The organism is Actinomycetospora soli, from assembly GCF_021026295.1.
Taxonomy (GTDB): Bacteria; Actinomycetota; Actinomycetes; order Mycobacteriales; family Pseudonocardiaceae; genus Actinomycetospora; species Actinomycetospora soli.
On record NZ_JAJNDA010000017.1, the window covers coordinates 58,543 to 72,575 of the forward strand.

Consider the following 14,033-nt stretch of genomic DNA (forward strand, 5'->3'; position numbering starts at 1 on the left):
TCTGCACACCCCTGGTGTCCGATTCGTCCCGTCTGTACGGTCACCGCCACCCTCGGCCCCCGACCCCGGAGTCCCGCCGTGACCGCCACGCTCACCCCCGGACGCGCCCCGGCCGTCGAGCTCACCGACGCCGAGCGGGTCTGGCGCGGGTCCGGCCTGACCGGCCGGTTCGCCGCGGTCCACGTGCCCGGGGAGGACGGCACCGCGACGATCGGACTGGTCGCCGCGTCAGGCGGCGTCGCGACCGTCGAGGCGGTCCGCCGCCTCGACCGCGACGGGCCGCTGCGGCCCGCCGTCGTGCAGTTCGGGGGCCTCGTGACCACCGCGTCCGGCGACCCGCGACGCGGCGCGACGGCGCGCGCCCTCACCGCGGCGCGCGGGGCGGGCGACGGTCCCGACCCGCACCGCACGCTCGCCGACCGCCTCGGCGGCCGGTGCCCCGGCCCCACCGTGCGCCTCGACCTGCGGGCCGGCGACGACCCGGTGCGCGCCGCCCGGGAGGGGCTGGTGATCGTCCTGCACGGGCCCGACCACGACCGCTGGGACGCCGTGCACGCCCTCCTGGGGCTCGGCGCGGTCGTGGTCGGGACCGCCGCCGTGCGCGACGGCACCGGCGGCGTGGTGTGGGGGCGGTACGGCACCCGGCGACCCGGTCAGCCCGTCCCGGTGACGGCGTCGACGTAGTCCTGCCGGTCCGAGCCCGACGACGGGTCGTCGAGCACGTCCTCGAAGGCCAGGAAGAACGCGGCGAGCGCGCACCCGCGGGCGTAGCCGGGGCTGCGGCGGATCTGCTCGGCCTCCGAGTCGGAGTTCGCGGTCCCGCCGGTCTGCGCGGCGGGCGGACCGGGGTTCTCCCCGACGGCGGCGAGCCCGGCGCGGGCGACCTGGGCGCGGGCGAAGCGCAGGTTCGACCAGGCCGCGACGTTGGTGGCGGTCTGGACGCTGGTGGTCGCGTCGGTGGCCTGGCACATGTCCTGTGCGGGGCTCAGACCGCGGGCGGTGACGGCGGTGGCGTCGTCGACCCCGGTCAGGTCGATCACGACGGTGCTCGCGACGTTGCCGGCCAGCACCGGGAACTGGTCGACGTAGTAGAGGCCCCGCCCCAGCGAGCCGTCGCGGTCCCCGGTCCCGTTCAGCAGGGCGTTCGTCGCGGCCGTCAGGTCGGCGGGCAGCACGCCCTTGCCGGGCGACGGCACGTGGACGGCGCCGGTGTACCCGGCGGTGCGCAGCGTGTCGGCCTGGTCCTTGATCGCGTAGACCAGGGAGCGCTCGTACCAGAGGAACCAGTTCTGGACGGCCGACGCGGTGACGGCCTTCCCGTTCCAGGTCCTCGCGCCCGGGATCCAGCCCGGCATCGGCGTCCTCGGCGTTCCCGCGGCGAGCCCGGTGCCCTGCTGGGCGTCGGCGCCGTAGGCCCAGAAGCTCTGCAGGAAGCCGGTGCCCGACTCGTTCGGTCCCGGGAAGCCGATCTCGCCCGCCGTGCTCGTGCCCACCCGGATGCCGTCGAGGCGCGACACCGGCAGCTTCGCGACGATGCGGCGCAGGTAGTCGTTCTGGGCACCGCGCGCCGCGGCGGAGAAGACGGTGTCGACCGCGCCGGTGTTCGGGGTGTTGCCGCGCTGGTCGACGAAGGTGGCCCCGGCGAGCTGCCGCACCCACGACGGCGGGTACTGCGTGCCGGTCCCGAGGACGACGCGGATGCCGGCGTCGAGGCAGGCGGTGACGCGCGCGGCGAGGTCGTTCACGTAGTCGGTGCTCTCGGCCGTGGCGGAGGTCGGGAGCCAGCGGTCCCAGTAGGCCTCGACCTCGACGAGCGTGATGCCGGCGGCGCGGTTGGCGGTGATGTCGGAGGACGTGCAGCCCGAGGCCATGACGCCCCAGGCGGGGTCGGTGGCGGCGTACGCCGGACGCAGGCCGACGATGGAGAGGGCGAGCACGGCGAGCAGGACGACGACCGCGCGGACGTGGCGGACATGGCGGACGTGACGGACGGGGCTGAAGGGACGGACGAGGCGCCTGGGGCGCAGGAGGACGGACACGTCCCCTGGCATCGCCTCGTCCGGGGCCGGATGGCACAGCTCGCCGCCCGCGTCGTTCGGACGGCGCAGCGTTTCCACGCCAACGGCCCAGGAGCTGCTCCGAGCGTGAATCCCCTGCTCGGAGCAGTCTCGTCCGTCGGCCCGCCCGCCCCGGCCCGCACCTCAGCCGCGGATCGCGGCCTCGTAGTCGGCCGGGGTGAGGCCGCTGCGGTCGGTGTACAGGTCGTCCTCGAAGGCGAGCAGGAACGCCGACAGGCCGCAGCCGCGCGCGTAGGACACGGCGTACCGGAGCTGGTCGGCCTCGCTGTCGGAATCCGCCGTGCCACCCGTCGTCGGGCCGGGCGGGCCGGGGTTCTCGCCCACCGTCGGGAGGCCCGCGCGGGCGGCGGCCGCGGCGGTGACGCGCTGGTTCGGCCAGTCGTCGAGCGACGGGTCGCCGCCGACGAGCCGCGCGGCGTCGCCGGGCGTGCACCGGTCCTGCGGCGGGGAGAGCCGGCGCGCCCGGACGGCGGTGGCGTCGTCGAGCCCCGTGATGTCGACGACCGCGCCCGGCACGGTGGCCGCCAGCGCCGGGAGGTCGCCGACGTAATCGAGCCCGCGCCGGAGCGCGCCGTCGCGGACCGCCGTGTCGAGCACGACCGCCACCGCGGCGTCGAGCGCGGCCGGCAGCACGCCGCGCCCCGCGGCCGGGACGTGCACCGGCCCGCGGTAGCCGGCCTCGCGCAGCGAGCGCGCCCGGTCGGCCACGGCCCGCACCAGCGCGCCGGAGTACCAGTCGAACCACGCCCGGGCGTCGGCCGGCGTCACCGCGCGGCCCTGCCAGGTGCGCTGCCCCGGGATCCAGTCCGGGAGCGGCGACGGGACCTGCCCCGGCGCGAGCCCCTGCCCGTGCTGCGGTGCCGGCCCGAAGGCCCACCAGCTGTCGAACGCGCCCCCGGACGCCTCCGGGCCGGGATGACCGAACTCGCCCGCGGTCGAGGTGCCGACGCGGATGCCGACGAGCCGGTCGGCGGGCACGGCGGCCACGAGCCGGCGCAGGTAGCCGTCGGCGGCGTCCGCCACGGCGGCGGAGAACACGGTGTCGACCGCGCCGTTGGTGGGGGTCCGCCCGGCCTGGTCGCGGACGGCGGCGTCGGGCAGGGCCCGGACCCACGCCGGCGGGTACTGCAGCCCGCTGCCGAGGACCACCCGCACGCCGGCGTCGAGGCAGCGCTGCACGGTCGCGCGGAGCCCGGCCGCGTACCCGGCGTCCGTCGCGTCGGCCGTGGGCTCGAGCCGGTCCCAGTGCGCCTCCACCACCGCGACGTCCACCCGCGCCGGCCGGGCGGCCAGGCGCTCCGGCGCACAGGTGGAGTCCACGACGCCCCAGGCCGGCTCGGCCCGGGCGGGGACGGCCGGTCCGGGTCCCGCCGGGGCGGCCCCGCAGGAGGCGACGAGCGCCAGCAGCACCACGAGCGCGCGGAGCGGCGGGCGCCCGGGGGTCGTCACCGCAGCAGCCTGGCCGACCGGCCCCACCCGTCGTCGGGAACGGGGACCGAAACCGCCCGGACCGGTGACCTCAGCCGAGGACGGCCCGGCGGTAGTCGTCGCGGGTCACGCCCCACCGCGGGTCGTCCATCGCCCACTCGAACGCGACGAGGAGGGCGGCGAGCCGGCAGCCGCGGGCGTAGCCGGGCGACCGGGCGATCTGGTCGGCGAGGGAGTCGGAGTAGGACGTGCCGCCGGTCTCGGGCGCCGGCGGACCGGGGTTCTCCCCCACGGCCGGCAGGTTGGCCCGGGTGGCCTGGGCGCGGGCGAAGCGCTGGTTGGACCACAGGTGCACCGGCGTGCCCGTGGCGGCGCTCGCCGCCGCGTCGCCGTCCTGGCAGGCGTCCTGCGGCGGCGACTGGCGCCGGGCGAGGACGGCCGTCCCGTCGTCGATCCCGGTGAGGGCGACGACGAGCTTCGAGGTGCTCCCCGCCAGCACGCCGAACTGGTCGGGGTAGTTGAGCCCGCGCCCGAGCGAGCCGTCGCGGTCGCCGGTGCCGTTCAGCAGCGCGTTCGTGGCGGCGGTCAGGTCCGCGGGCAGCACGCCCTTGCCCGGCGCGGGCAGGTGCACCTGGCCCGCGTACCGGGCGGCCCGCAGCGCGTCGTGCTGGGCCTTGACCGCCGTCGTCAGGGCCCGGGAGTACCAGAGGAACCAGGACCGGGCCGCGGCCGCGGTCACGGTGCGCCCCTGCCACGTGCGTTGCCCGGGCACCCAGCCGGGCATGGGGGTCCGGGACGCGCCGGGGGCGAGGCCGGTCCCCTGCTGCGCGGCCGGGGAGAAGGCCCACCAGCTCTGCAGGAAGCCGTCGCCCGCGGCGTTCGGCCCCGGGTAGCCGATCTCGCCCGCGGTGCTCGTGCCCAGCCGGATCGCCTCGATCCGGCTCGACGGCAGGTCGGTGACCAGCCGCTTCAGGTAGTCGGTCTGCGCGGCCCGCACGGTGGCGGAGAAGACCGTGTCGAGCGCCCCGGTGGCCGGCGTCCGCCCGCGCTGGTCCACCAGCTTCGAGCCGGACAGCGCCTGCACCCACGCCGGCGGGTACTGCATCCCCGGGCCGAGGACCACCCGCAGCCCGGCGTCGAGGCACCGGGTGATCCGGGCGCGCAGGTCGGCCACGTAGGCGGCGTCGACGGCCCCGGCCCGGGCGGGCATGTACCGGTCCCAGTAGGCCTCGACCTCGACGACCGCGAGGCCGTAAGCCCGGTTCGCCGCCACCGAGGACTCGGTGCAGGTGGACGCGACGAACCCCCACGCGGGCCCCTCCGCGGCCTGGGCGCGCCCGGTGGGGAGGGCGACGGACACCACGAGCGCGAGGACGATCGCGGCGGGGAGCAGACGGAGAGCACTCGGCACGGAGACTCCGATCGGGGACAGCCGGACGCGGGCGCGTCAGACTGTCACTCGATTGGTGTACGCCGAGCACGGATTCAGGTCACGATCGAGACTCGGTTGCTCTGTTCGGGAAGAATTCGGGCCCGTCGCGCGGACCCGGACCTCACCGAGGGTTCCCGGTACTCCGGCCGCTCGCCGCGGGGTCGGCGTGCTCGACGGCGGCCTCGACCCGCTCCTCGACCGGCTTCGCCGGCGCTCCGGGAGCCCGCTTGACGAGCCGCCGCATCCACTTCTGGGCGGGCCGCTCGATGAGCACGTACGCCAGCCACGCGAGGACGAACGCCCCGAGCACCAACGCGAGGATCCCGACGGTGCCCCACACGGGTCCGGGGAAGGTGCGCGGGTTGATCAGCAGCGACGCCGCGAGGATCCACGGCACGTGCACGAGGAAGAGCGCCACGCTGTACTCGCCCCCGACGAGCGAGACCTTCGTCGAGAGGAAGCGGTCGACCGCCCCGCGCCGCTGCGCCAGCGCCGGCACGACGAGCCCGACGACCGGCAGCGCGAACATCGTCGACCAGCCGAGGTTCGAGGCGACGACGATCGCGAGGAACGCCACGGCGACGAGCGGCCCGGTCACGCGGCCCAGCCAGGCGGGGATGCGGTCGGAGACGGTCGTGAGCTGGTAGAGCGCGGCGCCGGCGAGGAAGCCGCCGAAGGCCCGCGGCAGCGGCATCCCGTAGGTGATCGTCCCGTCGTCGAACCCGATGATCGAGTAGAGGACGAGCGGGATCGAGCAGGCCACGAGGTAGCCGACGAGACAGGCGGCGGGGGTGCGCAGCCGCTGGACCAGGGGCAGCAGCAGCGGGAGCACCAGGTAGCAGGCCCACTCCGCGGACAGCGACCAGACGGGCCCGTTCCAGGTCAGGGCGTGCGCGCCGCCCCAGCCCGAGGTCAGCGTGATCTGGCGCAGGAGGTCCCAGGTCAGGTTGCCGCCGTGCGGGATCTCCCGGCCGATCGCCCGCGAGGCCAGGACCGCGAACACCATCGCGGCCAGCACCGCGAGGTGCACCGGGTAGAAGCGTGACAGGCGCGCCCACAGGAACTTCCCGAAGGTCGCCCGGCCCGGCCAGCGCGCGAACGTGCGCGCGTAGCCCGAGCTGATGACGAAGCCCGAGAGCACGAAGAACAGGTCCAGCGCGACGTAGCCGTGGTGCCAGACCGGCAGGAAGAACGCGGCCGTCGCCGGGACCAGGGCGACCGCGAACGGCGCGACGTGGACGGCCACCACGACGAGCGAGAGGTAGCCGCGGATGCCGACGAGACTCGGGATGAGTCCGGTCGGTGCCTTCGCGACGGCGGGGCGGGGTTGCTCGGGCATCGTCGCTCCTAGCCTTGGGGACCGAGTCCGATGGGGGCCGAGCCGTCGAGCGGCCGGCTGAAGTCGTAGACCTTGAGGTCGCCCGCGGTGCGGCCGTGGGCGAGGAAGACCACCGGGTAGCGCCGGTCGAGCTCGGCGATGGCGGCGGGCGTGATGTCGGCGAGGCCGAGCTCGGAGAGCTGGGTGGAGACGACGCCGTAGCGGGAGTTCGAGGCGCGGGCGTCGGCGACGTCGTCCAGCGGGAAGACGCCGTACCCGGGCATGACGAACTGCGCGGTGTGTTCCCCGAGCGCGATGTGCGTGGTCTTCGGGTCGACGTTCGCGAAGAGCCACGCCGAGAACCGGCTGTAGGTGTCGTCGGTCTGCGAGCGGATGTTCCACCAGATCGCCGCGGAGCCCGCGAGGACGAGCACCACCAGCGCGAGGGCGGGCCACCGCACCCACTGCCGGGCCCGCGCGAGCCGCGTCACCAGCAGCCCCATGACCACCGACAGGGGCACCGCGAGGAGGTAGAAGGTCTGCTCCTCGAGCTCGCCGAGCCCGACGGTGTAGGTGATCGCCCCGAGCACCCCGAGGATCCAGCAGGCGATGACGGCGAGGGCGTGTTCCCCGGGTGCGCGGACCCGGCCGCCGAGATCGCGCGGGTCGGTGAAGCGGTCGCCCGGCTCGCCGCGCAGGCGCAGCGAGCGCCAGGACAGCAGCACGAACCACGCGGCGAAGACCGATGCGATGCCGATCAGGGCGTAGGAGGTGCCGGTGAGGGAGAGGTTCGCGACGATCCGGCTGGAGAACGACGGGGCGTTCGCCGAGTGGAACCCGGTCTCCTTGACCAGTCCGATCGCGCGGACGACGCCGCCCAGCGTCTGGTCGGCCCACCCGAGGAACCGGCCGGTGACGAGCGTCCAGACCACGTAGGAGAAGTAGAAGCCGAGCTCGCAGGCGAACACCACGATCGCCTCGCGGCGGCGCAGCCCCCACGAGAAGACGATCATGATGAGCAGCGGCAGGCCGGTGATCAGCCCCGCGTTGGTCTTGGTGGTGATCGCGAGGCCCCAGAGCAGGCCGCCGGCCACGAGCAGCACCCAGCGCCGCCGTCCGGTCGGCGACTCCGCGGCGAGCAGCAGGCACAGCAGCCCGGCGAGGACCCCGAAGAGCATCGGCGCCTCGAGCATCAGGCGGCTGTCGAAGCGGATGACGAACGGGTCGAGGGCGTAGAAGGCGCCGGCGACGAGCGCCGCCCAGCGCGGGGTCACGCGGCGCGCGCAGGCGACGACCAGCGCGGTGTTGGCCGCCGCGAAGAGCAGGTTCGCCGGCCGCAGGGACAGCACGAACTCGACGGTCATGCTCGTCTGCGGCGCGCTGATGAAGCGGCTGAAGTACAGGAACGCCAGCGGCGGGTGCAGGAAGAAGGGCGCGTTGAACAGCTCCGGCCCGGTGCCCTCGGCGAAGGAGTTCGCGACGTCGGCGTACTGCACCTCGTCCATGAACAGCTCGTAGGCCGAGTGCTGCTGGAACCCGCGCAGCACCACGGCCCCCGCGACGAGCACGAGGGTCGAGAGCAGGAAGACGACGTTCGGGCGCCCGGGCAGCGCCCCGCCGAACGGGCGGGCGCCGTAGAGCACCCCGGTGAGGGGGGCGCCCGACTCCCGGGAGAACCGCCGCGCGAGATCCGCCGTCGGGCGGTGGACCAGCAGGAACGTGCCGAGGACCGCGAGCACGTCGCGTACCCGCCACTCGATCCCCGCGAGGCCGCCGGGGCGGGCGCGGGTGGGGCCCGGGGCGGTGACCAGGACGCGGCCGAGGGGCGGCGCCGTGCCCGGTGGGAGCCGTCGCCGACGGTGCTGCGGCCGCCCGGGGCCGGGGGACGCGCCGCCGCCGCGCCGGTGGGTCGGCGCGGCGCGGTGCCGCCCGCCGCCGCGCGCGGTCGGCACCGGCGCGGTGGGCTCCGTCGGGGGATCCACCGGCGGGGGCCGGTGCCCGTTCGACCGGGGCGCGGGGTCCACCCGGTACCCGCGGCGGGCCCGGGACCGGTGGTCCTCGGCCGCCGACGGGTCCGGACCCGCGTGCCGGGGCGCCCCGGCCCGGTGGGTGGCGGTCCCGCCGGTGGTCTGCAGCGCCGCGACGGGGTCCGGGAGCGCGTCGACCGCCGACGGCGGGCCCCAGCCGACGCCGTCGGGGCGACCCCACCGGCCGTCGGGACCCGCCGTCCGGACCCGCGAGGGATCGCGGCGCAGCCGGACCAGGGGCACGGAGCTGTCGGTCACGCCCCTCCCCGGCCCTCGGCGGCGACCCGCCGGTAGTAGGCGTCCTGGGTCGCGGCGAGGGCGTCCCAGTCGTGGACGCGCGCGAGGTCCGGGCCGCGGCGGGCGACGACCGCGCAGCGCGGCTCGTCGTGCCAGACCTCGACGAGCGCCTCGGCGTAGGCGCGGGCGTCGAAGCCGTCCGCGGTCGGCACCAGCACGCCGCCCTCCGCGGGGACGACCTCGCGCAGGCAGTCGATGTCGTAGGCGACGACGGGCGTGCCGACCGCGAGCGCCTCGGCGGCGACGATGCCGAAGGTCTCGAACCGCGACGGGACGGCGGCGATGCGCGCCGAGGCGACGAGCTCGGCCTTGTCCCGGCCGGCGACCCACCCGAGGAAGCGGACGCGGTCGGCCACGCCCAGCTCGGCGGCCCGCGCCCGCAGCGCCTCCTCGTCCGGCCCGGTGCCCGCCAGCAGCAGGCACCCCGGGATCCGGTCGGCGGCCGCGGCCCACGCCTCCAGCAGCAGGTCGAGGCCCTTCTGCGCGATCTCGAGCCGCCCGACGAAGACCACGTCGCGGCGGCCGGCGACCGGCGCGGGCGGCACGGTGAACGCGACCGGGTCGACGCCGTTGCCGATCACCTCGACGTGCGCCTGCGGGCTGAGCGCCTGGGTGGCCGCGCCGACGCCGTGCGAGACGGCGACGATGCGCCGATGGCTGGCGACCGCCCAGCGCTCCACCCAGTGCACCGGCAGGTGGTACTGCGCCGCCTTCTCCTTCGCGTTGAGCCACTGCACCACCCCGACGACGGGTCGCCGGGTCCAGCGCGGGATCGCCATCGACGAGATCGGGGCGAAGAAGTCCTCGACGACGAGGTCGACCGGGCCCGGCCCGGCCTCGTCGCCGGGGTGCCGGCGCCCGGCGCGACGGGCGGCGAGGAACGCCGCGGCCATGTAGGGCAACAGCCGGGTGAGCCGGGTGCGGCCGCGCCCGACGTGCGGGTGCACCCAGTGGACGGTGCCGGTGCCGTGGCGCTCGACCCGGTCCTCGGCCCCCGGGAACCGACCGGTGAGAACGGTGACGTGGTGACCGGCCGCGGCGAGGCGGCGGTCGATCTCGGCGGTGCGCAGCGCGCCGCCGCCGGAGCCGGGCATGGCCGGGTCCTCGAAGGCGAGGTGCAGCACGTGCAGGGCGCCGTGCTCCCGGTCGGGCGGCGCGAGCTCGGGGTCCGGGCCGGGGGCGATCCGCCGCCCGAGCACCGGCAGCCCCACCAGGCCGAGGCCGAGGATCACGACGGCGACCAGCCAGAGGGCGACCGACGGGCGGGCCGCGGCGAGCACGACCGTCGCCACGACGGCGTACAGCACGCCGACCGCGGCGGCCCGGCCGAGCCCGGTGCCGGGCGGGACCGGGCGCGGCCGGTGCCCGGCGCCGAGCACGGCGACCGCGACCGCCCCCACGACGGCGCCGGCCGCCGCTCCGGCCGCGAGCGGGCCCGCCGGGTCGGCGGGCACCCCGGGCAGCCCCGCGAGCGTGCCGGCGGTACCCAGCGCCAGCCCCACGGCGAGCGCGGCCACCGCGACGGCGAGCGACGCGGCGAGGGCACGCCGGGCGCGGACCGCGAGCAGCAGCGTGGCGAGCACCGTCGTCGTCCCGAGCCCGACGCCCAGGAGGGCCAGGACCGGCAGCAGCGCGACGGAGGGCAGGTACCGCTCGGGCAGCACGATCCCGACGAGGGCCGTCGGCACCGTCGCGACGACGGCGGCGGCGGGGACGACGAGGCGGACGAACGACGCGAGGGCCTCGCGCAGGCGCAGCTCCCGGTCGCGGCCGCGGGCGACCCGCAGGACGGGGAAGGCGACGAGCGCCGTCCCCACCGCGACGTAGACCGGCGCCTTGGCCATCGTGGAGACCGCCTGGTAGCCCGCGGCGGCCGGCGCGTCGGTGACGACGAGGGCGACGACCACGGCGTCCGCGGCGGCGAGGGCGGACAGCACGGCCTGGGTCGCCGCGACGCCACCGGTCTCCGCCCACCGGGCGCGGTCGCGCAGGGCGTGCACCACGGTCGCCGGCGTCAGCCCGCGGAACGGGCCGCCGGCGGGGGTGAGCGACACCGCGAGCACGGCCAGGGCGCCCACGGCGAACCCGCCGACGGCGCCCCACGCGCCCGCCCCGACGACGACGGCGACGACGCTCGCGACGAGGCGCACCGCGACCTCGCCGACGGTGAGCGCGGCGTAGCGGACGAAGCGGGACTCGCCCTGCAGGAAGCCCCACACCGGGGCGATGGCGAACAGCGCGAGGCCGGAGACCGCCGCGGCGAGCGCGGTGGGGAGGTCGGACACGGGTCCGACGACGAGCCCGAGCACGACCGCCGCGACCAGGCCGACCAGCACCGACACCCCGACCGCGAAGGCGGTCGCGGCCCGGCGCTGCGGGGCGGGCGCGGGGTACGCGCGCACCACGTGGGCGAGCGGGAACGGGATCAGGGCCGCCGAGGCGACCCCGGCCGTCCCCACCACCGCGACCGCGGCGGCGAAGGCGGTGTAGCCGGGGGCGTCGAGCAGGTGCGCCATCACCAGGGTGACCGCGTAGCTGAGCAGCCCGACGACCCCGCCGGAGGCGGAGAGCAGGGTGGCGGTGCCGCCGGTCGCGCGGTCGTCCGGACGGGGCGACGCCGCGGCGTCGCCGCCGTCCGGGGACAGCACCGACGCGGCCCCGCCGACGGGCGCGCTCATCGGCCCGGGACGACGTCCGAGGGCAGGGTCTCCCCGCGGGCGATGCCCACGATCGCCGGGCCGCCGAGCAGCTCCGGCCGGCTGGCGAGCCGGACGTAGGGCTCCTGCGCCCCGAGCCGGCCGATCACGCCGAGCGCGTCGACCTCGTCGCACCCGCGCAGCAGCGCGAGGACGCGGTTGCGGCCCAGGCAGATCGCCACCTCGTCGGTGAGGCGCAGCGCCGCCGCGGCCTCGCTGGGCTCCGGGTGGCTGAAGCGGGCGAGCACCGTCATGTCCGAGCGGGCCCGACGACGGGTCGCGGCGCGGTGCAGCGCCGAGCGGTCGGCCGGGGGCAGGTCGGACTCGGTCGAGGACCGGTGGAAGGCGCGCATCTCGGAGAGCACCGACCCTGCGAGCAGTTCCGCGGAGCGCTCCCAGGAGAAGCAGCCCGCCCAGGTGCGGCACGCCTGCGCGATCTCGTCGGCCCGGGTCGGGTCCGAGAGCTCGGCGACCGTGCGGGGCAGGACGGCGGCGAAGTCGTCGATGCCGTCGACCAGCCAGCCGGTGACGCCGTCGAGGACGGAGTCGCGGATACCCGTCGTCCGGATGGCCAGGCACGGCACGCCGGCCGCGGCCCCCTCCAGCACGACGAGGCCCCATCCCTCGCCGTCGGAGGTGGAGGTGGTCAGCCAGGCGGACTCCATCAGCGCGTCGCGCTCGGCGTCGGGCAGCCGGCCGTGGAAGCGCACCGTCCGACCGAGCCCGAGCTCGACCGCCATCCGGCGCAGGGCGGTGAGGTCGGGGCCGTCGCCGATGATCTCGACCTGCAGGTCGGGCACGTCGGGCAGCGCCGCCGAGACCGCGTGCAGCAGCAGGTCCACCCGCTTGTGCGGGACGAGCCGGCTGGTCAGGACGATCGTCGGCTTCTCCGCCCGACGGCGGGTGCCCGACGAGATCGTCGTGTTCATCCCGTTCGGGACGACGTCGATCGGGCCGTCGAACTTCAGCCGGCGGCGCAGCTCCTGACGCGTCGAGGCGGAGACCGCGACGGTGCGCTTGCCCTGGTAGACCCGCCGGGCGACGCGGCCCTCGAGCAGGCGTCCGACGAGCGCCCCGGCGGGGCCGAAGCGGGTGGAGAACTGGTCCTGGTGGACGTGGTGGACGACCTGGACGATCGGCACCTGGTTGCGCGTGAAGACCGGCGAGAAGAACGGGATGCCGTTCTGGCAGTCGATCACCGCGTCGAACCGCCGGTGGAGGCCGCCGCGCAGCAGGCGCATCGCCGTGCGGGCGTACACGCCCATCGTGCCGCCGGCCCGGCGGATCTCGATGCCGTCGATCTCGTCCCGGGCGCTCTGCCCGGCGTCCCGCGCGGTCAGCCAGGTGACGTGCACCCCGGCCTCGACCCAGCGCTTCGAGATCTGGTGGGCGTACGCCTCGGCGCCGCCGGCCTGCGAGTGCCTGACGTCCCGCCAGTTCAGGACGAGGACGCGGCACCCCGCGAGCTGCGCGGTGGCGCGGCCGAGCACCGGGATCAGCCGCACCGGCGGCAGGGTCTCCTCGGTGGAGGGCAGGGTCGAGGTCACTTAGGCGCTCCCGAGGGCGGTGGTGGTCGGCTGGCCGGACGGGCGGCGTCCGGGAAGGGCGGGGCCGCTGCCACGGCTGAGCTCGCGGTGCAGCTTCGCCACCGCCCCGAAGGCGGCGAGCCCGTCGCGCACCGGGCGCAGCGTGGAGCCGGCGGTGTCGGTCCAGGTGACGGGGATCTCGGCGATGCGGCCGCCGTCGTCGCGCACGTGGCGCAGCAGTTCGATGTCGAACGCGAAGCCGGTCGACCGGCACTTCCACAGCGCGCTCTGCACGGCCTCGCGGTCGAAGAACTTGAACCCGCACTGGGTGTCGTGGACGCCGGGCACCAGGGGCCGCGACAGCATGCGGAAGGCGGTCCCGCCGATGCGCCGGCCGAGCGGCTGCTTCCCCGCGATCGACGCGCCCGGCGCGTGCCGGGACGCGATGGCGGCGGCGGCGCCGTTCCCGAGCGCCTCCATCACCGGCAGGAAGGTCTCGAGCGGGGTGGACAGGTCGGCGTCGGTGAAGCCCACGACGCGGGACCGGCTGGTCCGCAGCCCGCGGATGACCGCGGCGCCCTTGCCGCCCTGCGAGCACCCGATCGCCACCGCCTCGACGCACCACCCGGTCGCGACGTTGCAGGCGCGCCCGGTCACGTTGAGCACCCCGGCCGCGGTGTCGTCGACGCTGCCGTTGTCGACCACCACGACGCGCGAGGTCCACGGCTGCTCGGAGAGGAAGGCGACCATCGCGGCGAGGGTCGCGGGCAGGCGCCCGGACTCGTTGTAGGCCGGGATGATCACCTCGAGATCCACGGGCGAGCGGGTGTCGACGTCCTCGGGCTCGGGCGGCCGCTCGGCGAGCTCGTGGGTCGCCCGTGAGACCTCCCGGGCGATCGCGGCGACGACCTCGTCGTCGACGACGTCGACCAGCTCCGTCCTGCGCACCTCCTCGAACAGGTCGACGGGTCGGAGCTCCCCCGCCCCCCGGAGTGCCGGGTGCGGGGACAGCGCGTCCTCCAGGCCGTCCATCACGTTCTGCACGGTCCAAATATCGACCGATCAGCCCAACCATTAACCCCTTCGTCTCGCAGCCATATGGCACGTTCCGTCGTAATTCCCCAGGTCGGACGCACTGCGACCACCCCATCGAGGCCCCCGAAGTCGTCGCGACTTCCACACGGTCGAGTGACACGACGCTCGGCGTGTCCCGGGAAGCGTGTCGAGGGGG

Annotated in this window: 9 protein-coding genes; 1 reads left to right on the top strand and 8 read right to left on the bottom strand. The window is 76.3% G+C overall.

The window, feature by feature from the left end; translation table 11 throughout:
• Positions 1-78 precede the first annotated feature (78 nt).
• Complete coding sequence (locus LN037_RS23940; protein WP_230758067.1) at positions 79-684, top strand: hypothetical protein; 606 nt, start codon at positions 79-81, stop codon at positions 682-684.
• Here the strand turns inward: LN037_RS23940 and LN037_RS23945 are convergent.
• The 8 genes from LN037_RS23945 to LN037_RS23980 all read right to left on the bottom strand — a co-directional run bounded on the left by LN037_RS23945 (position 654) and on the right by LN037_RS23980 (position 13,846).
• Positions 654-2,039: a hypothetical protein gene (locus LN037_RS23945; protein WP_230758069.1), complete on the bottom strand. Its 1,386-nt coding sequence runs from the start codon at positions 2,037-2,039 to the stop codon at positions 654-656. The two genes, LN037_RS23940 and LN037_RS23945, sit on opposite strands and share 31 nt — an antisense overlap.
• A gap of 162 nt (positions 2,040-2,201) precedes the next feature.
• The gene (locus LN037_RS23950; protein WP_230758074.1) at positions 2,202-3,527 is read right to left on the bottom strand and encodes a serine/threonine-protein kinase; all 1,326 of its coding nucleotides are present in this window, start codon (positions 3,525-3,527) and stop codon (positions 2,202-2,204) included.
• Between the two features lie 70 nt (positions 3,528-3,597).
• The gene (locus LN037_RS23955; RefSeq protein ID WP_230758077.1) at positions 3,598-4,917 is read right to left on the bottom strand and encodes a hypothetical protein; all 1,320 of its coding nucleotides are present in this window, start codon (positions 4,915-4,917) and stop codon (positions 3,598-3,600) included.
• A gap of 142 nt (positions 4,918-5,059) precedes the next feature.
• Entirely contained in the window at positions 5,060-6,277 is a 1,218-nt protein-coding gene (locus LN037_RS23960) for an acyltransferase family protein (RefSeq protein WP_230758079.1), read from the bottom strand.
• 8 nt (positions 6,278-6,285) lie between these two features.
• Entirely contained in the window at positions 6,286-8,541 is a 2,256-nt protein-coding gene (locus LN037_RS33845; protein WP_230758082.1) for a phospholipid carrier-dependent glycosyltransferase, read from the bottom strand.
• On the bottom strand, positions 8,538-11,258 hold the full coding sequence (locus LN037_RS23970) for a glycosyltransferase family 4 protein (protein ID WP_230758084.1): 2,721 nt from the start codon (positions 11,256-11,258) through the stop codon (positions 8,538-8,540). The genes LN037_RS33845 and LN037_RS23970 overlap by 4 nt, the downstream gene beginning before the upstream one ends.
• Entirely contained in the window at positions 11,255-12,823 is a 1,569-nt protein-coding gene (locus tag LN037_RS23975; protein WP_230758087.1) for a glycosyltransferase family 4 protein, read from the bottom strand. The genes LN037_RS23970 and LN037_RS23975 overlap by 4 nt, the downstream gene beginning before the upstream one ends.
• Positions 12,824-13,846 (bottom strand): glycosyltransferase, encoded by a 1,023-nt coding sequence (locus tag LN037_RS23980; protein ID WP_230758090.1) that lies wholly within the window; start codon positions 13,844-13,846, stop codon positions 12,824-12,826.
• Between the last annotated feature and the right edge of the window lie 187 nt (positions 13,847-14,033).

Coding starts and splice junctions, on each gene's coding strand:
- LN037_RS23960 (WP_230758079.1), bottom strand. CDS start 6,277: ATGCCCGAGCAACCCCGCCCCGCCGTCGCGAAGGCACCGACCGGACTC.
- LN037_RS23970 (WP_230758084.1), bottom strand. CDS start 11,258: ATGAGCGCGCCCGTCGGCGGGGCCGCGTCGGTGCTGTCCCCGGACGGC.